Annotated in this window: 22 protein-coding genes and 2 pseudogenes; 11 read left to right on the top strand and 13 right to left on the bottom strand. The window is 47.6% G+C overall.

The genetic code is table 11. The features are described from left to right. Positions 1–65: 65 nt before the first annotated feature. From JMI88_RS04095 to JMI88_RS04085, 3 genes are all read right to left on the bottom strand, one after another. Positions 66–644: an ECF transporter S component gene (locus JMI88_RS04095; RefSeq protein ID WP_201360459.1), complete on the bottom strand. Its 579-nt coding sequence runs from the start codon at positions 642–644 to the stop codon at positions 66–68. Between the two features lie 90 nt (positions 645–734). Next, complete coding sequence (locus JMI88_RS04090) at positions 735–2,393, bottom strand: ABC transporter ATP-binding protein (protein ID WP_201360458.1); 1,659 nt, start codon at positions 2,391–2,393, stop codon at positions 735–737. A gap of 270 nt (positions 2,394–2,663) precedes the next feature. Continuing rightward, positions 2,664–3,584: a DMT family transporter gene (locus tag JMI88_RS04085; RefSeq protein ID WP_201360457.1), complete on the bottom strand. Its 921-nt coding sequence runs from the start codon at positions 3,582–3,584 to the stop codon at positions 2,664–2,666. A 386-nt stretch (positions 3,585–3,970) separates the two neighbouring features. Between JMI88_RS04085 and JMI88_RS04080 the strand changes: the two genes are divergently transcribed. The 4 genes from JMI88_RS04080 to JMI88_RS04065 all read left to right on the top strand — a co-directional run bounded on the left by JMI88_RS04080 (position 3,971) and on the right by JMI88_RS04065 (position 9,167). Beyond that, positions 3,971–5,344, top strand: a complete 1,374-nt coding sequence (locus JMI88_RS04080; RefSeq protein ID WP_201360674.1) for a cystathionine beta-synthase — start codon at positions 3,971–3,973, stop codon at positions 5,342–5,344. Positions 5,345–5,792: 448 nt separating this feature from the next. Beyond that, a complete protein-coding gene (locus JMI88_RS04075; RefSeq protein ID WP_201360456.1) occupies positions 5,793–6,584 on the top strand; it encodes a metallophosphoesterase in 792 nt (263 codons plus the stop codon). A gap of 195 nt (positions 6,585–6,779) precedes the next feature. Then, positions 6,780–7,199 (top strand): archease, encoded by a 420-nt coding sequence (locus JMI88_RS04070; protein WP_201360455.1) that lies wholly within the window; start codon positions 6,780–6,782, stop codon positions 7,197–7,199. Between the two features lie 513 nt (positions 7,200–7,712). Next, complete coding sequence (locus JMI88_RS04065) at positions 7,713–9,167, top strand: RtcB family protein (protein ID WP_201360454.1); 1,455 nt, start codon at positions 7,713–7,715, stop codon at positions 9,165–9,167. A gap of 253 nt (positions 9,168–9,420) precedes the next feature. On the opposite strand, the gene JMI88_RS04060 is transcribed toward JMI88_RS04065, so the two are convergent. The 4 genes from JMI88_RS04060 to JMI88_RS04045 all read right to left on the bottom strand — a co-directional run bounded on the left by JMI88_RS04060 (position 9,421) and on the right by JMI88_RS04045 (position 14,226). Next, positions 9,421–10,449: an ABC transporter permease gene (locus tag JMI88_RS04060; protein ID WP_201360453.1), complete on the bottom strand. Its 1,029-nt coding sequence runs from the start codon at positions 10,447–10,449 to the stop codon at positions 9,421–9,423. Positions 10,450–10,466: 17 nt separating this feature from the next. Then, complete coding sequence (locus JMI88_RS04055) at positions 10,467–11,990, bottom strand: sugar ABC transporter ATP-binding protein (protein WP_201360452.1); 1,524 nt, start codon at positions 11,988–11,990, stop codon at positions 10,467–10,469. Positions 11,991–11,994: 4 nt separating this feature from the next. After that, a complete protein-coding gene (locus JMI88_RS04050) occupies positions 11,995–13,032 on the bottom strand; it encodes an ABC transporter substrate-binding protein (protein WP_201360451.1) in 1,038 nt (345 codons plus the stop codon). Positions 13,033–13,206: 174 nt separating this feature from the next. Then, positions 13,207–14,226: a carbohydrate kinase family protein gene (locus tag JMI88_RS04045; protein WP_201360450.1), complete on the bottom strand. Its 1,020-nt coding sequence runs from the start codon at positions 14,224–14,226 to the stop codon at positions 13,207–13,209. Between the two features lie 184 nt (positions 14,227–14,410). On the opposite strand from JMI88_RS04045, the pseudogene JMI88_RS40565 reads away from it, so the two are divergent. Further along, positions 14,411–14,509: pseudogene (locus tag JMI88_RS40565) on the top strand (WD40 repeat domain-containing protein); the annotation flags it as partial. 63 nt (positions 14,510–14,572) lie between these two features. Here JMI88_RS40565 and JMI88_RS04040 read toward each other — a convergent pair. Together JMI88_RS04040 and JMI88_RS04035 are read right to left on the bottom strand one after the other, a co-directional pair. After that, positions 14,573–15,013, bottom strand: a complete 441-nt coding sequence (locus tag JMI88_RS04040) for a DUF3147 family protein (protein WP_201360449.1) — start codon at positions 15,011–15,013, stop codon at positions 14,573–14,575. Positions 15,014–15,088: 75 nt separating this feature from the next. Next, a complete protein-coding gene (locus JMI88_RS04035; RefSeq protein ID WP_201360448.1) occupies positions 15,089–15,439 on the bottom strand; it encodes a DUF3147 family protein in 351 nt (116 codons plus the stop codon). 423 nt (positions 15,440–15,862) lie between these two features. On the opposite strand from JMI88_RS04035, the gene JMI88_RS04030 reads away from it, so the two are divergent. Beyond that, positions 15,863–16,063, top strand: a complete 201-nt coding sequence (locus JMI88_RS04030; protein ID WP_201360447.1) for a hypothetical protein — start codon at positions 15,863–15,865, stop codon at positions 16,061–16,063. Positions 16,064–16,131: 68 nt separating this feature from the next. Here JMI88_RS04030 and JMI88_RS04025 read toward each other — a convergent pair. After that, positions 16,132–16,296, bottom strand: a pseudogene (locus tag JMI88_RS04025) (hypothetical protein); the annotation flags it as partial. A 512-nt stretch (positions 16,297–16,808) separates the two neighbouring features. Between JMI88_RS04025 and JMI88_RS04020 the strand changes: the two are divergent. The 3 genes from JMI88_RS04020 (at position 16,809) to JMI88_RS04010 (ending at position 18,773) form a co-directional block, all read left to right on the top strand. Then, complete coding sequence (locus JMI88_RS04020; protein WP_201360446.1) at positions 16,809–17,063, top strand: KGG domain-containing protein; 255 nt, start codon at positions 16,809–16,811, stop codon at positions 17,061–17,063. A gap of 391 nt (positions 17,064–17,454) precedes the next feature. Then, positions 17,455–17,814, top strand: a complete 360-nt coding sequence (locus tag JMI88_RS04015) for a DUF6766 family protein (RefSeq protein ID WP_201360445.1) — start codon at positions 17,455–17,457, stop codon at positions 17,812–17,814. A 170-nt stretch (positions 17,815–17,984) separates the two neighbouring features. Then, a complete protein-coding gene (locus JMI88_RS04010; protein WP_201360444.1) occupies positions 17,985–18,773 on the top strand; it encodes a LysM peptidoglycan-binding domain-containing protein in 789 nt (262 codons plus the stop codon). Between the two features lie 56 nt (positions 18,774–18,829). On the opposite strand, the gene JMI88_RS04005 is transcribed toward JMI88_RS04010, so the two are convergent. Next, positions 18,830–19,708, bottom strand: coding sequence for a nucleoside hydrolase (locus JMI88_RS04005; RefSeq protein ID WP_201360443.1), 879 nt, complete (start codon positions 19,706–19,708; stop codon positions 18,830–18,832). 220 nt (positions 19,709–19,928) lie between these two features. Here JMI88_RS04005 and JMI88_RS04000 point away from each other — a divergent pair, with 220 nt between their 5' ends. After that, the gene (locus JMI88_RS04000) at positions 19,929–20,159 is read left to right on the top strand and encodes a hypothetical protein (RefSeq protein ID WP_201360442.1); all 231 of its coding nucleotides are present in this window, start codon (positions 19,929–19,931) and stop codon (positions 20,157–20,159) included. A 121-nt stretch (positions 20,160–20,280) separates the two neighbouring features. Here the strand turns inward: JMI88_RS04000 and JMI88_RS03995 are convergent, their stop codons facing one another. Continuing rightward, complete coding sequence (locus tag JMI88_RS03995) at positions 20,281–21,408, bottom strand: S-adenosylmethionine:tRNA ribosyltransferase-isomerase (protein WP_236022808.1); 1,128 nt, start codon at positions 21,406–21,408, stop codon at positions 20,281–20,283. A gap of 2 nt (positions 21,409–21,410) precedes the next feature. Then, the gene (locus tag JMI88_RS03990) at positions 21,411–22,118 is read right to left on the bottom strand and encodes an SDR family NAD(P)-dependent oxidoreductase (protein ID WP_201360441.1); all 708 of its coding nucleotides are present in this window, start codon (positions 22,116–22,118) and stop codon (positions 21,411–21,413) included. 263 nt (positions 22,119–22,381) lie between these two features. Between JMI88_RS03990 and JMI88_RS03985 the strand changes: the two genes are divergently transcribed. After that, positions 22,382–23,110, top strand: coding sequence for a cytidylate kinase-like family protein (locus tag JMI88_RS03985; protein WP_201360440.1), 729 nt, complete (start codon positions 22,382–22,384; stop codon positions 23,108–23,110). Positions 23,111–23,157: the final 47 nt, after the last annotated feature.

Raw genomic sequence — 23,157 nt, 5'->3', positions numbered from 1 at the left:
GCGCGAAAGAGGCACACAGATAACTCTGCATGGCTCTTTCGCACGCTTTGTGTTGGGAGCTTATCTTATGAGCGTCCGCTCCTGCGTACCGCAGCATTATAGGCCACGAGTAGAATGGGAAGCAAAATCAAACCATTAACCAGATCTGTCAATCCGGCTGGCAGAAAGTTGACGGTTGTAGCTGCCTGGACCGTCATTTTAGATACCCAGATATCTGTATAAGAAGCAAAAGCAATACCAATGATAACCCCCACAGCGCTAAAAATTTCGGCGATCACAATGTTGCGCGTCTTATAGTAGCGACCCAGCGTATAAATAATAGCCAGACCGGCAATGAAGCCAATCAGGCCATTACCGAGATCCCAATTCCAATAGACACCGCCACCAGAGATCCAATCCGCTACCAGATTGCCGACGCCACCCGCGAAAAGGCCAACCCATGGCCCAAAGAGGACTGCGAATAAAAGTGGAATGACAATAGCTGGACGCAACGAGACGTTACCTCCGCCGATTTGTAGCGCATTGGTAAGCAAGCTCAAGCCAGCATATAGAGCTGCCCCCAGGGCAGCATAGACAATACGGCTAACGCTTAATTTCCAGGGATTGTTCTGGGCAGATGTTTGTGTCTGTTCGGTAACCGCCATGGATGTTCATCCTTTCTGCATATCTGTTAAATAAAAAATCCGAGATGAAGAAAAAATCAACAAAGAGTCCTGGCCGTGAAATATTAAGTTTTAATCTTTGACGCCTTGCCTGGAAGCTATATAGCTCAACAACGACGTAGGACGTAGATTACAGCGTTCCAACAGTTCAGGGTTATTAAGTACCTGTAGTGGTGGCCCATCTGCTACAATATTGCCCTCCTGCAAAAGAATGACACGCTGCGTAAAGCGCAAGGCGAGATCCAGATCATGGGTAATAAATAAGAGAGCATCCAGAGAGGGCAACTGACGCATATATTCCATAAAGGCGATATACGCTTTATAGTCCTGACCGGCTGTTGGTTCATCAAGCAATAAAATTTTACCCTGCATTGCCAGAACCGAGGCGATCGCCACACGTTTTTGTTGTCCAAAACTCAAGGCAAAAGGAGACCGCTCCTCAAACTCTTCAATGTTAAGGGCCGTCATCGCTGTTTGCACTGCTTTATCCATACGCTCAGGCTCGAAGCGCAAATTTTCGGGGCCAAAGCGAACTTCCTTACGGACACTTGGGGCAAAGAGCATCGAACCAGGACTCTGGAAGACATACCCAATTTGTGAAGTAAGTTGAGCGACACTCAGTTTGCGCGTCTCTTCGCCGTAAAGCAGTACTCGCCCCTTTGTGGGTCGGAGTAGTCCTAGTGCTTGTTTCACAAGTGTTGTTTTGCCAGAACCGTTTGGTCCGAGCAATGCGATCGTCTCTCCTGGATGTACTTCAAAAGAAACGCCATGTAAAATTTCCGGCGAAAAGGTACTATAGCGATAATACACCTGTTCAAACTGCAAAATAGGTTGATCTGTTATGGTCTTTTTTTGAGTAACAATGGGCCGAATCAAAAGCTCTTGAGCTTTATCTGGCTGATGTAATGTACGCAAGGTTGCGTCAATAGGTAGCTTGACCTGTTGAGGATCAGCAACCTGTAAAAATGCATTCGTGGGGCCAAAGAAAACCTGGCGACCGTGCTGCATTAATAACACCTTATCAGGCTGCAAGCGCAGCGCCTCTTCTACTCGATGCTCGACAATAATAATAGTATGACCCTTGGCGCGCAAATCCAGAACAAGGCGTTCTAGCTCATCAACTACACGTGAATCCAGATTAGCAAAAGGTTCATCAAATAAGAAAACAGATGGTCGCATTACCAGGATACCCGCGGCGGCCACCTGCTGTCGTTGTCCGCCAGACAATGCAAATGTAGCCCGCCCCAGAACATGCTCCAGGTGGAGTTGCTCTAATACCGCATGGATACGCTGGCGCATCTCTTTCCGTGGAGTAGCTAGATTCTCCATTCCAAAGGCAATCTCTTGTTCAACCGTGCTCCCAATAATCTGTTTGTCTGGATCTTGCAACATCGTGCCTACATAGCGTGCCAGTTCAGATAACTTCAGTTTGCTTGTGTTGTGGGCTAGAACTTGAATAGTACCAGTTAATATACCTTTATAGCTATGGGGGATAAGTCCATTCAAGCATTTAAGCAGTGTGCTTTTCCCACAGCCACTGGGGCCGGCAATCAGCAAAAGTTCGCCAGCAGGCAACTCGAAAGAAATATCTCGTAATGCTGGGGGAATCTCGTTAGAGATGGATGAAGTAGATGATTCTTCATCCTCATAGCGATAACGGAAATTCAGTCCATGTACCACAATGGCAGGAGATATGGTTGAATTCAGAGTATAATCCTGTTGCTTACCCATTGTAATTCGATCCTGCTTCTCCCGATTCTATGATGATGTGCCACAAACCAGCCTGTTATCTTTTATTGCTAGCAGGTTACTTTTAATAGTACAGGATAAAACGGCTTACTGTCAATTTTGACTGTGGTGATCAAATAAGTAATATTACCTGATTATGCGCATTAATTTATATTAAATATGCCAGATTCGTTAATGCAAAACAGTTGTGGGATCTAACTCTTGAAGTGAACACTAGGACTAAAAGCCAGCATCCAATGTATATAAAGCACATTATGGATGTTCAGGTGATGTACGCCAGGGCCATTTAATTTCTGTAAGCAATGTTCCTCCTAGAATTAGCAGGCAACCAGTAAATGAGCGTAAACTGAGTGTTGTGCCATGCCAGAGGTAGTCGACCAGGGCCGCAAATACGGGTTCGGTCGCAAAGATCAGGGCCACTCTGGCAGGCGTTGTATATTTTTGAATGTGTGTCTGGGCCAGATAAGCCAGCGCAGTCGCAAAAACAGAGGTCACGACCAGTGCTATAATCACGGCCGGCTGTAACAGGATCGCGCGTTGAAAAACTGATTGCCAGGGTTCAAAGATAAACACAGCGACTGCGCTAAGTACTGCTACAGTAGAGAGTTGAATGAACGCCAAAGAGTGGGCAGAAGCAAGTCCTGAAAACTTACCAGTATAAACAACCTGCAAGCCAAAGGCGATCGCACACAGAAACGCCAGCACATCTCCAGGATTAATAGTACTTATATCGATAAATGCCAATAAATAAAGTCCAAAGGTGGCCACTCCGACTCCGGCCAGAGTCAGGACTGCCGGACGTGACCTTAAAATCAGCCATGCCAGCAACGGAACCAACGCCACTGACAGCCCAGTTAGAAAGCCTGATTTGCCAGACGTTGTATAGAGCAGGCTAAAAGTTTGCAAGACATAGCCAAGGAAGAGGAAAAATCCCAGCAAGCCTCCACTTATCAAGGTACGCGAACGTGAAAGCGCCGCAGGTGACATTGAGTTTTGAGTTTTCCTGGCGAGGAATGGAAGAAGGAACAAGGCAGCCCAGCCAAAGCGTATAGCCACAAACAAAAATGGAGGTATCGTTGCGATCGCATCCTGTACCAACACAAATGTCAATCCCCAGATTGCAGCAATGAGCAGCAGGGTGCCATCAGAAAGCCATCTTGTTTTTTGCATCATGTATGATTCCCTCATGTCCGGTAGGAATTATAGCTATAAGTATAGAAGCGTCAATAAACATACAGTCACTTATCATAGAAGAAATGATCTCACCTGACAAGCAACATTTTATTCTTATAGTCATAGGAGCGCTGCGACATTAAGACGAAGGAGCGCCCATGTGCTATACTATGAGCTAGATTATATGCTCATATAGATTAGACCTGATGAGTAGATACGATATTTCTCAGGCATAGAGATATAGGGCGTCCTTGGCATTGGAGCCTGTCGAAGGACCGCACTGGACCAGGGCGTCTGGTTTGTGCGGTTCGTTTTTTGCTCATCAGGAATTCACCTCAAAGAGGCAAAGATACGTGAAAGAAACAACAGAACCTGCGATGGGAGAGATGCATTATTTCCCAACAGTACTCGACGCGATCGGGAATACCCCACTCGTACGTCTCAATCGGATTGCCAGCGATGTTCCACCGCTTGTACTTGTCAAAATGGAAATGATGAATCCGGGCGGTAGTGTAAAGGATCGCATTGGTCCAAATTTGATTGAGTACTGCGAAAAACAAGGTTTATTACGACCTGGTGGTACTATCGTTGAGCCAACAAGTGGTAATACGGGGCATGGCCTGGCAATTGCAGCCGCAATTAAAGGCTACCACTGTATTTTTGTAATGACGGACAAAGCAAGTGAGGAGAAACGTAGCCTGCTACGTGCTTACGGGGCCGAGGTGGTGATCTGTCCAAGTAGTGCAACCCACGACTCACCTGATTACTACAAAAACGTCGCACACCGACTCGCCGAAGAGATACCAGGCGCCTGTTGTCCGGATCAATACTCGAACCCAGCCAATCCAGCCACGCACTATGCTTCAACTGGACCAGAGATCTGGCGTGATACAGCGGGCCGTGTCACTGCATTTGTAGCAGGTATTGGCACAGGTGGAACTATTTCGGGTACGGGTCGCTATTTGAAAGAAGTCAATCCGCAGATCAAAATTATCGGCGCAGACCCTCCCGGATCGGTCTATTCTGGCGACACGCCGAAGCCATATAAAGTGGAAGGCATCGGAATGGACATGTTCCCCCGCAACTACGATTCTTCCCTGGTAGACGAAGTGATCCGCGTTGACGACCGTACATCTTTCCACTGGGCGCAACGACTTGCCCGTGAGGAAGGTATTCTAACCGGCGGCTCAGCCGGCACGGCCCTGGCCGCTGGCCTGACCTATGCCAAAAGGTTGACCGAGAATGATGTTGTGGTCATCCTGTTGCCCGATACAGGTCGAGGCTATCTAAGCAAACAATTTAACGAAACCTGGATGCGCGAAAACGATCTGCTGGTGCAGGCCGAGAGTGACCAGCCGACTCTATATGACGTTCTAACGTACCGCCGCACGCATTCACGCAGTATGCCATTGGTCGTCAGTGTACACCCCGACGACTCTGTTGCAGATGCCGTCGAGCTTTTGCGCCGTTATGGCATCAGCCAGACACCCGTTATCAAAGATGGCCGCATGATTGGTAGCCTGACTGAAGACCTGCTCCTGCGCAGATTAGCCAGTGGAGAGCCACTGAATACCTGTGCGGTTGGTGAGATTCAAGGCAATGCCTTCCCCACCCTTGAAGCGAACACACCAACCAAAGATGCTTATCCGGTTTTCAGTGATTGCACATCGGCGGTAGCCGTTATGCATGGAGATGTGCTTGAAGGTATTGTAACCAAGAGCGACCTGCTTGAATTCTGGGCGCACCAGACCCACGCCTAATAAAGACTAAAGTCCAATAAAAACACAGCGGGCAAGAGGTGACTACTTTTCAGTCACCTCTTGCCCGCTGTGTTTTTATCACACTGAGATCCATAGGGTTCGCGCCTTCGGCTCCTGACGCTACGCGCCTTCGGCGCTCAAAGGGTTTTTATTCGTTGGTGCAGTATGAGCGCTTTGCGCTCATACTGCACCAACGAATAAAAAGGGCTCGGGTGTGTATGTACCCGCCTGTACGGGGGGCACCTGGTTTCCCATGGTGATGGACTTCAGAATTCTGAGAGATGATAAATATACAAGAAGAATGATACAATATTATGTCCTACAACGAAATAGTCTGGAAAAGAAGGGGCTAGAGCAGAAAGAATTCTGAAGCCATGAAAAGATATATGTTTCATGACAGTATATTGTGGAATTGTTTTGGTCTGAGCAAGCGTAGAAGGAATGCCAGATGCAAGTAGAAGCTCCGGTATATGTCATGGGCGACATCCATGGACACCTGCCTGCCTTGCATAGAATCTTGCAGGAAGCGCATCTGATCAATAAGGATCATCATTGGACGGGCGGCGAAGCGTCCTTATGGTTTATGGGGGATCTGGTTGACCGAGGACCAGACAGCATCGGCGTATTAGACTTTGTGATTCAATTACAGCAAGAAGCGCAGGAAATGAGCGGCCATGTTGATTGCCTGCTTGGGAATCACGAACTGTTGCTGCTGGCTGCCTATTACTTTGGCTGGCGTTCAACAGAATTGAGCAACAGCTTTATTACGAAATGGCGTCACAATGGAGGAAAGAAATCCGACCTGATAGGGCTCACACAGGTCCATCTCACATGGCTCACAGATCGTCCAGCTATGGCCCTGGTCGGAAATATCCTGCTGATTCATGCAGACGCAACCTTCTATACACGTTATGGCCATTCAATTGCAGAAGTCAACGAAACCTTCAAAAAATTAATGAAAAGCAGCAATACCCTGGCCTGGGAAGAACTGATTGAAGCATTTGCTATGCGCGAAGTTTTCAGCTATCCTCACACAGGGAAAGAATTTGCCGAGCGTTTCTTATCGATTTTCGGGGGAAAGCAGATTATACACGGACATACCCCTATCCAGATGATGTCGGGCGGCCCAGCCAGGAATGTGACGCAACCTTTTGTGTATGCCAACGGGCAATGTGTTAATGTGGATGGCGGTATATATATGGGTGGGAGTGGTTTTATCTACCAGTTAACCAATTTTTAGAGAAAAAGGTAATTGCAACATAAATTGATCCTTTACTGTATTGACAAATAACAAATAATTGATTACTATGAAATGAAGATGTTAATACTTCAATAAGAAAGGAAGGGTAATTATGCGGCCAGATCATTTTAGCTATCAAAGCAGCACATACCAACTGCCGTGTAACGCGCGTAATGCCCGGGCAGCACGATAGTGATGCGAAAGCCTTATGAAGTATTCGAACATACCGCAGATATTGGCATACACGCCTTTGGTAAAACCATCGAAGAACTTTTTTGTCACGCCGCACAGGGGATGGAAAGTTTGATGGTCGCACCAGAACAAATACGTGTTATGACCAGTCGCCAGATCAGCGTTGAAGGGCACGACCCCATCTCGCTTCTCATCGCCTGGCTCAACGAACTGATTTTTTTATTCGATACTGAATATCTCCTCTTTCGCCACTTCGAAATAGAAGCCATCACAGAAACACAAGTGATAGGCCGAGCTGATGGAGAGCCCTATGATCGTCAGCGCCACGATTTGAGCAGCGCAATCAAAGCCGTGACTTGGCATGAAGCCTCCATCATCCGCACCAACGACGGATACCAGGCCCGAGTCATCTTTGATTTATAGGTTCAAAGAGTTTCTTTCATTTCTTCCCTATGGCTGCATCGGGCTTTTATGCATGTCGCGCATTTTTATCGACACACTATGCGTTGTGAAAGGCATGTGATGACCTTATGCCATTTTAGTGGAGCAACGCTGTGCCTGAAATTATAGGGATTTTGATGTTCCTATGCATAAAAAAAGCTCTTGAGATTCCTAATCAACTTATGCTGCAGAATATTAGAGAGAGGTGCGCCTATGAGCACACTTATTGTGCCAGTTGCTGTAATTGAAAAGATAACCCCGCATAGTAATGCTGACGCATTAGAACTGGCTTACGACCACTGGTTGAACGGACCAATCCTAAAATTGGCCGGGTTGTTCTAAAATATGTAAGCGATACCTACCTGTTTGGCGAAAAGACCGACTACACAGATCAGTAAAGCGGACAAACACAGCTGCGGTGGTACGTTGCCCTCACCTTCAGGCATCTTAAAGCAGGATGCTACCGCACTGTTTCTATAGTAAAGAGGAAAACGAATGGGCGAGAAAATTCCATTGGAGCGTATTGATGATAACCGCTGGCGCATCCCCAGGCGTTATAGTGAAGCAATGAATGTATCAGGGATAGTCTATGCGGACAACGAACTGATAGAAATGATTCTTAACGACAACGCCCTGCAGCAGGTCGCCAATGTGGCAACGCTCCCAGGAATAGTTGGGCATTCTCTGGGTATGCCCGACATCCACTGGGGTTATGGATTCCCTGTCGGTGGGGTAGCAGCCACCGATGCCGAGAGCGGCGTCGTCTCTCCAGGTGGTATCGGCTTCGATATCAACTGTGGGGTGCGCCTGCTGGCCACCGACCTGCTACGTGATCAAATTAAAGGTAGCGTTGACCGACTTGCCGATGAACTTTATCGCAATCTGCCATCGGGAGTAGGTGGAGACGGCATGCGCCTGCTAAATGAAGCAGAAATGCGCAAAGTAATGACGCATGGTGCGAGGTGGGCAATAGAAGAAGGGTATGGTGTTGCAGCTGATCTCGAAGTCACTGAAGAGAATGGTTGCCTGCATGGTGCCAGGCCCGAAGCGGTTAGTCGCCAGGCAATCTTGCGTGGTATGAAGCAGCTAGGCAGTTTGGGTTCAGGGAACCATTTCTGTGAAGTGCAGGTCGTGGATCATATCTATGATGAAAAAGCTGCTACAGCACTCGGACTTGCTCAGAAGGGCCAGATTGTAGTGACCATACACTGTGGTTCACGAGGATTCGGACATCAAATTGCGGAAGACTATATCAAGCTGGCGGAGTCAAAGCAGCAGAAATATGGTTTTCATCTGGTCGATCGGCAACTGGCATGCCTGCCCCTGCAATCTGAGGAGGGTCAGGCCTATCTGGGAGCTATGGCCTGTGGAGCCAACTTTGCCTGGGCCAATCGTCAACTGCTCATGCATGGTGTACGCCAGGCCTTCGCCAGTGTCTTTGGCCGCAAAGCGCGCACCAAAGATATGCCGCTGGTTTATGACGTCTGCCATAACATTGCCAAGATGGAGGAGTACGAGATCGATGGTGAAATGAAGAGAGTTTGCGTGCATCGCAAAGGTGCCACACGCGCCTTTCCGGCAGGACATCCAGCGGTGCCAGAAAAGTACCGAGCAGTGGGCCAACCGGTCCTCATCCCTGGCGATATGGGGCGCTATTCATTTATGTTGGTTGGCGCACCCGGTTCGATGGAGCAGAGCTTTGGCTCCTGCTGCCATGGCGCAGGCCGCCGCTTGAGCCGTACAGCCGCAAAGAAGGCGGTGGGGAGTAAACAGTTGATCGAAATGCTGGAGAAGAAAGGTGTCACCGTGCGGGTGCACAGCAAGAACCTGCTGGCTGAAGAGGCCCCACAGGCCTATAAGGACGCACAGCAAGTCGTCAATGTTGTGCACAACGCTGGCCTCGCCAGCCTCGTCGTACGTTTGAAGCCAATCATCGTCGTGAAAGGGTAGAAAACTAGATGGCGATGGATTAGAGGTAAGACAAAAATCCATCGCCGGGTATGTACTACTTTGACACGATGAAAGACATTGCTCTCTCTGACTTTGATGGTTAATAAACTTGTTTGTCATCTGCACAGCATCTTTGTCAATAAATGCTTGAGCGTGCAGATCTCATGGTGCTTCTGTGCAATGAGACATTGCTGCACAGAAGCACAGAAGTTGCAGAAGATACACAAAATCATGGACAGAATCAAAATGCCAATTATGCTGGACGACGAGCAAAACTAATGGCACGCCCTTGCAGATGATCAAAGTACACTGCCAGAATGATTAGTAAGCCGATAGCAATTTGTAGGTAGAATGGATCGATAGCAAGCAGGTTACCTCCATTTGCTAGCATACCCATAATAAGGGCACCTATTACGGCTCCACTCACCCGGCCTTTCGCGCCTGAGAGGCTCGCTCCACCGATGACAGCACCGGCAATAGCCTGCAATTCATATCCAGTTCCGGCAGTTGGAATACCTGCCCCAAGACGTGAGCTCATAAGAACGCCAGCCAATCCAGCCAGTAAACCACTAATACAATACACCACAATAAGCACAGTATTTACTGGCACACCGGAAAGGCGTGCAGATTCAGCATTAGAACCAACAGCATAAACATAGCGCCCGAAAACCGTTCGTTCAAGTACGAATGCGGATACGAGGGCAGCCAGGAGGAGAATCCAGAATAGACTGGGTAAACCAAGGAAAAAGCCATTCGCAATAGCATTGAAGCGATCAGGAAGGGGAGCAACGGTTTTGGCTCCAGTTAAGAGGAGCACCAGTCCTCGTGCAACGCCAAGCATACCCAGGGTAGCGATAAATGGAGGAAGTTTCAGACGTGCTACGAGCAAACCATTGATCAAGCCCGCAACCAATCCGACAGCTAATCCTGCCAGGATAGCCAGCGGAATGGGTACTTTAGCAACGAGAAGGAGTGCTGTCACACCTCCGCTTAAACCAAGAACAGAACCCACTGACAGATCAATACCACCAGTCAGGATAACAAATAGCTGACCAATTGAAAGAATCGCGAATACTGCTACTTGTCGAACCAGGTTATCGAGATTGGTAAGGGTGAGAAACGTGCTTGTTGTCAGAATAAGCGCCGCAATGAAGATCAGCAGGACCAGGATGCCACCGCTTTCCCTTCCCAGACTGATGGGGGTTCGCTGTTCTGCCGCCTGTGGCTGTTGCTTTGTCGTTATAGGTTGTTGCGAGGCGGGAGGAATACCAGGAGCTGCCATAAATTGTCTCCTTTCTGCTATGCACTTGTAGAAGTGGGAGCGCTACTTGCCAGGTGTAACACTGCTTCCTCTGTCGCGTTTTCTATCAGTATTTCTCCAGTTACTCCAAAGTCATGTAGAACTACAGCCCGATCGCAGATTCCGAGCAATTCGGGCAAATACGACGAGACTACAACAATTCCCAGGCCTTGTGAGGCCAGACCACCAATAATTTGATAGATATCTGCCTTGGCTCCAACATCAACGCCCTTCGTTGGCTCGTCCAGTAGCAGGACCTTCACCCTGGTTGCCAGCCAGCGACTGAACAATATCTTCTGTTGATTTCCACCAGAGAGCGATGAGACGGTCTGCTCACTTGAGTGGTATCGTAAGCGTAAGCGAGGCACCAGTTGTTGAAACAAGGAAACCTCTTTTTTGCGTGAGATGACGCCAAGCTTAGAAACAGCCGCCAGATTCGCGATGGTTACATTTTCTCTGAGTGAGAGGTCCGCCAGGATGCCTAACACTTTACGATCTTCAGTAAGCAAGCCAAGTCCGGCGTTCACTGCCTGAGCAGGAGACCCTGGGCGAAGGAGAGTTCCATCAACGTACACCTTTCCAGCGTCAATAGGATCAGCACCAAAAATCGCGCGTACTGTTTCAGTACGACCCGCACCTACCAGCCCTCCCAATCCAACAATCTCTCCGGCATGAACATCAAAACTAATAGGATAAGGGCTATCCTGTAAACGGAGACCCTGAACCGATAATAACGTTTTCCCAAATTGCTTATGCTCTCTTTGTGGGTAAAGCGCCTCGATCTGGCGTCCTACCATTGAGCTAATCAATGTATCATGCGTAAATTGGCTTGTGGAGCCTGCCGTAATGAATTGTCCGTCACGCAATACAGTGATACGATCACCAATTTCAAAGATCTCTTCAAGGCGATGCGTTACGTAGAGAATGGCAACCCCTTCCTCGGTCTTGATGTAGTGAATGAGTCGCAAAAGGTGCTGTGCATCCTCATCGGAAAGCGCTGTTGTTGGCTCGTCAAAAATGACGATACGTGCATTGGCACCCAGCACTTTGGCAATCTCTACCATCTGACGCGTAGCAAGGGGGAGATTGGAGATGTATGCAGCAGGATCAACCCTGTTTAATCCAACACGCTCAAGCATACTGACCGCACGTGCACGCAGCTCCTTTCTGTTAACGATCCCATTGAAAGTCGGTAGGTGTCCCATCAGCAGATTTTCCTCAACGGAAACTTCGGGCAGTAAACTCAATTCTTGATAGACAACACCAACTCCAAGTTCCCTGGCCTGGGCAGGTGTTGGCGAACCAATATTCTGCCCATCAATGAGGTATTCACCACTATCACGCGAGATAGCCCCTGTCATGATTTTAATCAGTGTCGATTTGCCCGCCCCATTTTCTCCTGCCAGACAAAGAACCTCTCCTCGATGCATGTCAAGAGAAACATCTTTGAGCACTTGAACGGGTCCAAAGGACTTAGAAACATGTTGTAGTTGCACAAGCGGTGATGACGTTGCTATGGCCATATTCCTATTTCCCCTTCGTGGCAGGAGGCTTCAACAACTTTTGAACCTCAGGAGTATTCATATTGCTCAAATCTACCAGGACTGCTCCCGGATCCAAACTGGGTGGAGCATACCTTCCTTGAGCGCTCATAGCAGCAGTGACAACCCCATGATACCCAAAGTAATAAGGGTTTTGAACCACAATAGCCTTCAATGCGCCATTTTTAACTGCATCTATCTCTTGAGGATCAGAATCAAAGCCAACCGCTACGATACGATCCTTGGCTTTATTCTCCTGGAGGGACTGCGCGACACCATTAGCAGAAACGTTGTTATCAGCAAAGATTCCAACGAGGCGAGAATTGACGGAAAGCACATCGTTTGTCTGGGAGAGCGCTGTCGCTGTATCATTGTTATTATAACGATGAGCAGTAACTTTCAGATCCGGGAAACGCGCTTTCAATTGATTCTGGAACCCATTATCGCGATCAGTAAGTGATTGAACACCCGCGACTGACGACTCGATGAGTATTTCACCAGAGTTTATACCTTTCTTCTGGAGAAGTTCACCAAGTCTATCTGCAGCCTGAGTACCCGCTTTCACATTATCGGTGCCGATAAAACCATCGCTAGGAACAGTTGCTCGTGTATCAACTGTAATAACTTTAATATTCTTGCTGCGCGCCCGCGAAATTGCTCCGTTAAGCGCATATGAAGAGGACGGAGCAAGCACGATGGCATCAACATTACGCGAAATCGAGTTTTCAATCAAGCGTGCCTGATCAGAGACATCAGCTTCGGAAGTAGCCCCGAAGAGGCCAACCTGAAGCCCCCAATCCTTTCCTGCTGTCTGAGAACCTGCTAGCATAGCCTGCCAGAACTGGGAGTCGGTCGCCTTAACAATAACGTCTACATGCTTGCTAGAAGCGGGAGCATTCGCAGCACTCGCTTGTAATGTAGTCGAAACGAACAGACGAGAGATCAAAATACCGATGATGAAGGCCACCAGAGAAATAGCAGCCACGGTAGAAAGTGTAAAGGGGGTCTTAAAAAACCTGGACATACATTGCTCCTTTGCTGTAGTCAAGACTATCTGTATTCACTCTATGTTTGCCAAATCACAGCTACATACAAGGAGAATCGTTATGAAAAATAATCCCTACGAAGAGCAGTGCGCGCAACGAGTAGTGCAGATAAACAGGCAACCCTCGCTGCTGCTCTGATCACATGATACACATTACCCCTGGTCGCCCAATTGTATTGAAGCCATCACACTGCGAACTTCATGCATGTAAGGGAACGATGAGATGCCACCATATCGGGTACAGCTAAGCCCCGCTACGTGATTCGCAAGTGTGCCTAGATTACGGATATCACGCTCTGAAAGCGTGAGCAGTTCAGCCGGTGTGCTCATACCTTGCTGAACAAGCTGGTACAAAATCGTACCCATAAACGCATCACCTGCTCCTGTGGTATCTACCGGACGAACCAGCATCGCAGGTACCTCTATCTGGTGTTTATGGGTGAGCAACAAAGCACCACGAGGACCACGTGTGATGATGACAAAGCGAGGCCCTTTCTCCAGGAGCGCATCTCCTAATCTCTTCAGTTCGCTTGGCTCTAATGTATCTGTTGCAAAATGCTCTTTCTCCTCTATGAGAAATTCAGCCTCTTCTATACTCAGTTTGAGGATATCGACCTGCTCAACAACTTTTGTCATAATGTTGTGTATCGTGGAGGGAGAATCCCAAAGTGCTGGACGAATGTTGGCATCAAATGACACGATAGACCCAGCCTGATGTGTATGCTCAATTGCAGCAAGAGTTGCTGATCGTCCTGGCTCGGTAGAAAGTAAGACACCACCCACATGACAAACTGCGACATCGTTCCAGGCATCCCAATTGAGATCCTCCACACGTAACTGACTATCGGCAGTCTGCTCACGAAAGAAGGTGAAATGTCTTTGCCCATCAGGATGTAAAGTCACCAGTGCTACAGTCGTGAGCGTGGTTCTGGCTAAATGAGTATAGCGGACATCAACATTATTATCGATGAGTGCCTGCATCAATAGTTGGCCGAACTGATCTTCAGAAAACGCCCCTATAAATCTCACAGATCCACCCAGACGTGCAATAGCGACTGCGACATTAGCTGTTGCGCCTCCGGCATGAGGAGCATAACAAGCCTCACCCAGTCGTACTTGTTTTATTGGGATGAGATCGATGAGAAGTTCACCCAAACTAAGAATATGTTTCATAGCTGCACCGCATCAACTGAGAGCGCTATATTCATGGGTATGTTCTACGTGAATTAGTCTAGCTAGTAATCACACGTTCTTGCTTGCTAAGAAGCTTCATTTTGTACAACCGTTGTCATCTGGAGTCTCTGTAAGGTATGCAACAACCTACTCTATCCTTTGGTAAAGTGGGGGACATAGTGGTGCTATCTATGATTTATTCTGGTCATCCGATGGTCGTTATCTAACCTCAGTATCCGATGACAAGACCGCTATAGTCTGGAAGGTTGATGGCTCTGCGTAAGGAGAAGATTGATGCTGGTGTTTAGCCGCCCAGGGGTAAGAATTTTTTTGATTTAGGATACGGTCAGCTATGTCGTCTGTCACCAAATGTTTGCGCAGGTTGTTGCTTCCGTACGCGGAGCCATCCGGACCGATAACTTAAGGCATAGAGCCCGAAAGCGCAGAGCAACCAGATGACCAAAGCCAGAAAGAGTGCCAGCATACCTGGTAGCACCTGAAGGGTCAGGCTAAGTACGATCGCAGTTATAACAAAGGCCAGAGCGCCAATGATTGCTCCCTTTGCATCCTCTTCAGCTTTGTGTTTCCCATCCTCTCGATTGATAATGGTCAGGCTTGCTAGTAGAATGGCTGGAAAGGCCATAAATATGCCCCCGATGCGACCATTTGTTAGCAGTGCAATAAGCGCAGCAATGACAGAGATGGCACCACCAAAGAAGAAGCGCAGAATATAGTCTTTTATCTTAATTTGCTTTAGCTGTGAAAGGTCCAGTTGCCATAATTTCATTGCTCATGCATACCTTTCTATAGAGGGCATTTTGATCTACCGATGTATGTCGCGAAGAATGTTGGTAGTAGTTACCTACCATTTTAGCGATACGCTCAACAACACAAAAGCGCACAGCGAACCCAGGCACCAGATAAACAATGAGAGGAGCGATCCTCGCAACGCCTTATAGCGCCGTATGGCCGGAGTCGCCACAATGCAATACAGGACCATACCGATGGCACCAGCAATGGCTCCTTCTGCGGATAATGTTGCCTTATCTGCCCCCTGCATAATAAGGGTGATTGCCAACCCTGCTAGCAGGACTGAAGGAACAGACGAAAAGATACCAGCAAACTGTTTCGGCATGCAGATTTGAGAGATCAAAGCAAACACACAGACAAGCAGCCCTCCGGCAATAAATTTCGCGAGATATTCAAGAAGCATGGGTGGTCCTCCTATCCAAAAGGATTATCGTGTGGAACACGACGAGTCCTATCTCAAAGCCGTGCTTTTTTCCTGATCAAAGTTTTTATTCTATTCTTTATGGATAGGCACGGTAACCACAGAAAAAAGTATCGCAAAGTGCAGACTTCTGTGATACTTCTAGTACGAAGCGAGTAATTGAGCGGATGCAGCGAGAATAGAAGCCGATCCAATTGCGTCCATTCTCGTTGCATACTAAAAGCATTTGAAAGATAAAATATTATTTTGCTTCGTTATGCTTGTTTTTCTCCTGCCATTCAAGCTGATTATAGTTGTGCGTAGCCTGAGGATCGTCCGCTGATTTGCGACCAGCATCAATCCAGACGTAACGCAAGATGAGGCCGCCAACAAGGATGAGCAGAGAGGCGAGGATATTGACCTCGCGTGGTGTGGATTTGCGCCCTATTTTCCATCCCAACCGCAGCAGCAACGGTGTGTGATGAGTCCAGAACCGACGGTGCCACCGAGCAAGAGCATGCCATTACGCTGGCTAAAAAGAGGTTTGCCAAGCGAGCCAAGTGTGGGAGCCAGTGCGGAGATGAGGCCCAGTTCTGTCGTAGCAGCGATGATTTCGGCGTTTTCTAAGCGTTGCAGTGCATTTCTATGCTGTTTACTTCGACCTAGCGAAAGGATAAATGAGATCGCAGCCAGAGCAGTGGAGAGTCCAGAGGTGAAGAAGAAAGGACTTTGCCGTCCTTCACATAAACCAGTTGACCGCATCCGACTGCGCAGTAAGGACAGACGCTGCGAAAGACCTGCGCATCCTGGATACGCAGCTCCAGATGTTTGCTGCGCTCACTGAGAGGGTTAGGTACCATCCCTATGTGCGATCCCAGTATGCCACTGATATCAACATTGTCTCTGAGTTGGACCTGTGCATCTTTATCGGCAGATATCCGTTGAGCAAGTTTGCCAAATAATGTCGCGAAGACAGCCATTACGAGATTCCTTTCATACCAATTGATAGTTACTACTGCCCACTACTACTTAGCATAAATCTATCACGGGGGCTGTTGAGTGAGGGTTTCAGGGGTCTCCTAATTACCAGACTTATGACCCAGGGAACACAGATAAATTTGGTTGCTGTCTCCTTGAGAAAAAAGCTATAGAAAACAGGCAGGGTTAAGGTTAGAGGATAAAGTGAAATAGGCTACTGTAGAAAGCCTATTCATACAGGCAATGAGATACACCTTTAAAAGACAAATCGTTCTTTTTTATCTAATGTTGAGTATCCGTTTTTTTTGTGTATTCGTATACCATAGAGCGGTTACATGTGAAACCGACATGATCGTTTGACAAACGTTACGTATGTCATAGAAGGAGGAATCATATGGCATCTGAACACGAAAAAAGAAGCGCTGCTGGACATAAAGGTGGAGAGGCTGTAAGTCATGAACAGCATCAAAAAGCTGGACACGCTGCCCATGGAAGTGGGAACGCCCACGAGTTTAACAGCCGCGAAGCTCATGAAGCTGGAAGTAAAGGTGGGCATGCTGCTCATGAAAGTGAGAACGCCCACGAATTTAACAGCCGCGAAGCTCGCGAGGCTGGAAGTAAAGGTGGGCACTCCACACATCATAAATAGTATATAACCAAGCTATGACGTTTGTGGCGCATGGAGCGAGACAATATCTCCTCCATGCGCTCTTTATTATATTGCAGAATCTATGATCACATACGGCAGCGTCCCATGTGTCTCAGTGTGATGGTTTTCCATACTGTTGTGTGAGCTGGGCTAAGACATTTACAGGCAAAGATTGATTTTGTGGCACGAGAATATGGATATATTCGTATCAATGCTAGTGAACAGTTTATAAAACAAGCCATCGATAATAATTAGATGTTTTTTTGAACTGGTGGAAATGTAAGAGTATTTGTGTTGAGCCAGCTGGATAACTACCTCTATTGTCGCCGAATATACTATGTCGCCGGGTTGTGTCGCAGGTGGCTACTAAATAGGGAGAATGAAGAAGATCATGTGGTCATTTTTGCGCACCCATAGCGTCTCCTCGCTTTTAATTTCTCTTTGGCTCTATGAGCATTCACTTTTCCTGGCTTATTTACTGTTGTTTATAGGTTCCTTTATTGGTCATGCTCTGGTAGGTCTCCAGTCCTATAACTCAACTGAGCTAGAACATGCTCAACCTGCGGTTTCGCTGACAAGCTATGTGAGCAGCCCTCTCTTCTGGCTTCAATCGGTGCGTAACTGGCAGGCAGGTTTTCTCTCCACTGGATTGTTGGCTGCTTTCTCCATCTTCTTTCGTGAACGCGGCTCTCCAGTTTCGAAGGGTTTGGAGCAGTCGAACGAAGAGACTGGTGAAGAGGGAAAAGAGTAGATTCGTATACCACAAATGAGGAAGTTTTGAAGCTTTCTTGAGTTTTTCTGAATAGTTTATATGATTATTTTCTGTATAATGCTCAGGATACAGATTGACTAATGTAAGATTGCGTATTTCGCATCTCAAGTAGATAAATAGAATCGGTATTTAGTGAGGAATAATTAGTTATGTCATATGATCCAAATTTTCCATTCAATAATGGAGTGCCGCAGAATAATCCCGAGCCAGATGATGATCACCGCACAGTGCCCATGCAGACAAACTTTGAAGCACCACCTGCAGGGTTTCCACCCTCTGACTATGATACGCCCACAATTGCTTACGGACAGCCAGTGCTACCTGCTGTCCCCCCGTCTCAAGGTGTTGTTCAGCCAGGAACGGGCTTTAAAGGGAATATGCCACCTGCTACGACTGGGGGATCCAGGAAACGACCGAATAACAAAACATTACTGATTGGAGGCATAAGTGTCCTCGTCTTGCTACTCCTTGTGATTGGCGTTTTGTTCATCTTACCGAATCTGACAGCAAGTGCTTCTAATCAGGCTACCGATCCTACATCGGTTGCTGTTACAACTCCTGATGCTAATGCTACCAGGCCAGCTAACAAAAATATCTATGCACCCTACCTGGCACGTTATCGAAGCACTATTCGAAGTCAGATTGCTCAGGGTTTGCACATGCCCGTCGATCAGCTTGTGTCTCGGCTAAAGGGAGGAGATACATTAAGCAGTATCGCCTCCGCTCAGGGAATCTCCAGCAGCCAGTTGCAAACAATCGTTAAAACTGCTTTTCAGCAAGGATTTCAGCCGGCGATTGACAGCAGTAATCTGACTCAAAAGCAAGTAAGTACTTTAATTAATCGAATGTTAAAGCAGCCTCAAACCCTTGATCGTTATCTGAATGTACAAGGCAGAAACAGCGCCAGACCTAAAGGAAGTGCAACCCCTACGGCTTAAAAAAGCAGAAGGGTCGGTTGCCCTTCTGCTTTTTGTTTTTTGATCTAGAGCAATGCTTAAAAGACGCGGAAATATGCTTCGAAAAAGCGTTCAGGATGAACATCCAGAGCAACTTCATGTCGTGGAGAGGTCTGGTTGGCCGTCCAATATGTTTTTCCTGCTAATTCTTTGTTATCCAGTTCTACCTCTACAGTACCTGGCGTAAAGGCACAGATGGAGGAATCAAAGATCGTCGTGGCAGCCAGAGGATCGTGAAAAGTAACCTGATCGCGCTCTTTAAACCAGACATTGGCAAAATCCAAGACCGGCCGCAAGAGCGGCGTGACACATTTCTCACGAAACTGATCAGCATTCATCGTTACCCGGGTAGTGACATCCAGACCGAGCGAACGATGACGGCGCACTGGTGCCTGATAGACGATATGTGTTGCATGTGGATCGTTAAGCGCGTTCCATTCGCGCTCAGGATGTCCTGCCACTTTATCGGTAAACACACCACACATCAAGACTAACTCTTTTAAGAGTCCAGGAATTTCAGGATCAACACTGAAAAGTAAGCCCAGATTTGTCAGGGGACCAATACCTAACAGGACCACCTCGCCAGGATGAGAGCGGATAGTCTGGCGCAAAAATTCAATTGCCTCACCCTGGGGAAATACCGTATCGTGTTCCCATTTATCCAATGCTGCCGCCTGGGGAGCCTTTGGCTGCTGAGCTTTGATTAACAATGGATTTTCTACGCCTGGCAAGATGGGAATATTTTTGCTCGCGATTTTACATAACGCACTGGCCATCATGGCACGTTTATTCGCCTCACCCGAAACCGTTGTTATACCCAGCAAATCGCATTCTGGCTGGGCGAGCAAATAGGCAAGGCAGATTGCGTCATCGATGTCGCTACCGATATCTGTATCTAATATAACTTTTGTTGACATAAATCCTCCTCAATGAAAAGGTAACATGTTACTGTATAGCTCTTCTTTTATACAGTTATGTCGTTATGCATAATTATAGCTACTTTACTGACCATCAACAATTAGTAAATAGCTTATATACAACGAGATAGTATTATTACCACTTCTTGCAACTTAAAAAAGAAGCATCTTTATAAGAACGAAAAAAGCTTTATACGCTTGCCGGATAAAGGATGAAAGGATGAATACTATTCTGGATCAGGTGAATAACATTGATGATGAAGAGCTTGCCCTGCAACTCTTAGATTCGCTGCAGAGTATTGACACTTCGGCAGAAATTTCGTCTTATGTGACATGTGGTGGAAAGATGTACTATGAGTGGTGGATTGCAAACCAGCATGGTATAAATGCAACAATTGTTGAGGCGGTACAGAGCATGTTTTTGGGTAAACTGCAAAGTATTCTATGTTAGCCTCCCTTTCAATGAAAGCTTTCAAGCACACAATAAATTACAATTGAGGATTTGAAATAGATACTGATGGTCCAACACCCATGACGGTTGGACCATCAGAAAGTATGCGACATTGATATCGCTATGGCAAGATCAGATGGAGATCACCAAACTCATGCCAGAGATAACCTTGTTGAAGCGCTGCTTGATAGGTCAACTGCAGATGATGCCGATTAGCAAGTGTTTCTAGCATAGCAAGATGGGTTGCCTGTGGTTCATGAAAACCTGTAAGCAAAGCATTTATGCTACGTATGCCACGTTCCGGCGTGACAATAGTACGCGTCCAGCCTTCCCCCGGATGCGTGATGCCATCGGCCGTGGTAACGGTCTCCAGGGCACGCACAACGGTCGTGCCCACAGCAATCAAGCGTCTGCCCTCATGTCGGGCAACATTTATCAGCCCGGCTGTCGTAGCAGGGACTCGATAAAACTCCTCATAGGGGAGCTCATGGCTCTCCAGACTGGCGACTCCAGTATGCAGCAGCAACGGCACGATTTGTATACCCCTGGCGATCAAGCTGGTCAACAAAGTTGGCGTAAAGGCCCGTCCAGCTGATGGCATTTCTGAACTACCGACTTCATTCGCATAAGTAGTTTGATAGTAAGCGATAGGCCACTCATCCCTGACATAGCTATAGCGAATGGGGCTTCCATAATTATTGAGATAGTCCTCTAGCGTTGTTGTAGCGGGAAGCTTCAGCGTAGCGATCCACAGACGAGGGGATTGCTGACTGTTGCTATCAGAGTTGCGATAGTGCTGATCATGAGGCGTATGCAATGTTATAGTTGCATCATTTTGCAGGTATAGGGTTTCGCCCGGCTTGATATGGAAGAAAGGTCGTGTGGTTTTCCCTTCATATTGACGAATTTCAACGACCCACAGGTCAGCTGGAAGTCGAGTGGAGAGATGCACTACTAAAGGGGTACCATCAACGCGTCTGGCTTGTAGAGCTGCCCGCATCGTAGCACTGGTATTGATGATCACCACATCGCCGGCTTGTAAAAAGTCGCCAATATGTTGGAACCGGGTATGAACAATGTGATCATTTGAACGATAGGACACCATGAGTCGAACCGCATCACGTGTAAGTCCACGCGCCTCAGGAGGCATTGTGGCTTCTAATTCAGGTGGCAGAATAAAATCCATCGCCTGTATCGCGGCAACAGGCGAGTCGTCAGAGTAGAATGGGTCAGCGTTGACATACATCATAATTATTGGTTCCTTGCTGGTAGTGCGCGGGCGAGATAGCGTCCGCTGGGGTAGCGCTGAGCAATGAGTTGTAGAATACCAGGGACGCTTTCTTCAGGCAGTAGACGGTCACTAATATCTTCTCCTGGAAACGCCGCCTGATGCATGTCGGTTCTCATATCGCCCGGGTCGACCCAATAAACGGATAGGTCTGATCGCTCAACTGCCAGGATTGCGGAGAGATGTTCCAGCGCTGCTTTACTGGAGCCATAGCCACCCCAACCTGCATACACCTCCTGTCCGGCATCACTGGTGATATTAATGATGCAAGCGTTGGATTTAAGTTGTGGTTCAAGGGTCTGGATCAGCGCCAGAGGAGCAATTACGTTGGTACGATAGACTTGTTCAAGGATGTCTAGTGGAAAAGAGAGCAAATCAGGTTGCGGACTGGGCCCAAGCATGCTGGCATTATTGATCAGCACATCGATGCCGCCCAGCGTTTGCGCTGCCTCCAGCAACTCCTGGCGGTGAAAGGCATCTCCTACATCGCCAGAACGCGTTTGTACATGAGTAAGCGTCTGTAATTCTGCTCTGACAGCCTCAAGCGGCGCGGGATGGCGGGCATCCAGCAGTAAGTTCCAGCCCTGTCGTGCGAGCTCGCGTGCCAGTGCACGGCCAAGTCCACGTGATGCTCCTGTAATCAGTGCTGTATGTGATAGTGTCTCAGTCATATCCTGTACTTCCTTTCGTGGTGAGAGAAGTGGTGATTGTTGTTCTCTGCTCATACTTTAGGCGATGGGGGCGGATATGACATCGAACGAGAGGACAGTGTTTAACTGTCCTTTTGGGCATGGCCTTGTTTTATATCCTATCGATTTTTATGAAAACAGGGAAATCATCCAATAGAATCACCTGATCGGAGGAGTTCGTCGTATGACTAAATTGATACACTTTTAGCAGGCACCTTATTTCTAGCGTAAAAAGGAAGCAGAATATGAGCGATGAGGTCTCTCAAATGGGCTCAATGCGTGGCATTACTGTATCCCGTGAGTATGGTAGTGGAGGTGGGGAGATTGCGCGTATGTTGGCTGACCATCTGGGATGGACGTTGATGGATGCGCAGATCATTCAACTGGTAGCGCAGAAGCTAGGTATCAGTAGGGCTATTGCCCAGTCACATGATGAGCAGGTAGAAGGATTTGCGCAACGTCTGTTTGAATCGACACAATATTTTATGCCGCCGGTTGCCCTGAGCGAAGTTATCGGGCCCTCAATTAATGACCTGGCCTATGGCCATGCACTGGGCCAGGTTTTGCGAGCCGCTGTTGATATGGGTCATGTTGTTATTGTCGGTCGTGCCGCGCAAGTAGTCCTGGCTACCGATAGAAGTGTGCTCCATGTCCGGATTGTCGCTCCACTGGCGCAGCGTATTGTTTATGTCATGCGGCGTGAAAGCTTAGATGCAAAAGCAGCGGCAGAACGAATCAAGCAGAAAGAACATCAGATGCATCAGAGCATCAAAGAGCAGTATGGGCGGGATAATAATGATGCTCATCTTTATGACATTATTATCAACACTGGCGTGTTAGATTTGCATGCTGCCGTAGAGCTAGTTTGCCTGGCTCTGGCCAGAAAAGCCCAGAAGCTCATGATACCAGCAGATCAACTGGGGCCAGCCTCTGGCTTGAAGCCCTATCCGAGTCGTCCCGATGAAATTCACTGACCTTCTTCAACCTGACAATGAGAAAAGTATGTTGCTCTAAAAATTCT

Source organism: Dictyobacter formicarum, assembly GCF_016587435.1.
Note: the sequence above shows the minus strand (reverse complement) of the source record. Positions and strands in the feature narration are given on the sequence as shown.

Bases quoted from the DNA above. Each gene is read 5' to 3' on its own strand.
- JMI88_RS04095 (WP_201360459.1), bottom strand. From the start codon at position 644: ATGGCGGTTACCGAACAGACACAAACATCTGCCCAGAACAATCCCTGG.
- JMI88_RS03990 (WP_201360441.1), bottom strand. From the start codon at position 22,118: ATGACTGAGACACTATCACATACAGCACTGATTACAGGAGCATCACGT.
- JMI88_RS04070 (WP_201360455.1), top strand. From the start codon at position 6,780: ATGCGAAAGCCTTATGAAGTATTCGAACATACCGCAGATATTGGCATA.
- JMI88_RS04060 (WP_201360453.1), bottom strand. From the start codon at position 10,449: ATGGCAGCTCCTGGTATTCCTCCCGCCTCGCAACAACCTATAACGACA.
- JMI88_RS04090 (WP_201360458.1), bottom strand. From the start codon at position 2,393: ATGGGTAAGCAACAGGATTATACTCTGAATTCAACCATATCTCCTGCC.
- JMI88_RS04040 (WP_201360449.1), bottom strand. From the start codon at position 15,013: ATGAAATTATGGCAACTGGACCTTTCACAGCTAAAGCAAATTAAGATA.
- JMI88_RS04085 (WP_201360457.1), bottom strand. From the start codon at position 3,584: ATGATGCAAAAAACAAGATGGCTTTCTGATGGCACCCTGCTGCTCATT.
- JMI88_RS04015 (WP_201360445.1), top strand. From the start codon at position 17,455: ATGTGGTCATTTTTGCGCACCCATAGCGTCTCCTCGCTTTTAATTTCT.
- JMI88_RS04005 (WP_201360443.1), bottom strand. From the start codon at position 19,708: ATGTCAACAAAAGTTATATTAGATACAGATATCGGTAGCGACATCGAT.
- JMI88_RS04075 (WP_201360456.1), top strand. From the start codon at position 5,793: ATGCAAGTAGAAGCTCCGGTATATGTCATGGGCGACATCCATGGACAC.
- JMI88_RS04055 (WP_201360452.1), bottom strand. From the start codon at position 11,990: ATGGCCATAGCAACGTCATCACCGCTTGTGCAACTACAACATGTTTCT.
- JMI88_RS03995 (WP_236022808.1), bottom strand. From the start codon at position 21,408: ATGATGTATGTCAACGCTGACCCATTCTACTCTGACGACTCGCCTGTT.
- JMI88_RS04045 (WP_201360450.1), bottom strand. From the start codon at position 14,226: ATGAAACATATTCTTAGTTTGGGTGAACTTCTCATCGATCTCATCCCA.
- JMI88_RS04080 (WP_201360674.1), top strand. From the start codon at position 3,971: ATGCATTATTTCCCAACAGTACTCGACGCGATCGGGAATACCCCACTC.
- JMI88_RS04050 (WP_201360451.1), bottom strand. From the start codon at position 13,032: ATGTCCAGGTTTTTTAAGACCCCCTTTACACTTTCTACCGTGGCTGCT.
- JMI88_RS04020 (WP_201360446.1), top strand. From the start codon at position 16,809: ATGGCATCTGAACACGAAAAAAGAAGCGCTGCTGGACATAAAGGTGGA.
- JMI88_RS04065 (WP_201360454.1), top strand. From the start codon at position 7,713: ATGGGCGAGAAAATTCCATTGGAGCGTATTGATGATAACCGCTGGCGC.
- JMI88_RS04000 (WP_201360442.1), top strand. From the start codon at position 19,929: ATGAATACTATTCTGGATCAGGTGAATAACATTGATGATGAAGAGCTT.
- JMI88_RS03985 (WP_201360440.1), top strand. From the start codon at position 22,382: ATGAGCGATGAGGTCTCTCAAATGGGCTCAATGCGTGGCATTACTGTA.
- JMI88_RS04035 (WP_201360448.1), bottom strand. From the start codon at position 15,439: ATGCTTCTTGAATATCTCGCGAAATTTATTGCCGGAGGGCTGCTTGTC.
- JMI88_RS04010 (WP_201360444.1), top strand. From the start codon at position 17,985: ATGTCATATGATCCAAATTTTCCATTCAATAATGGAGTGCCGCAGAAT.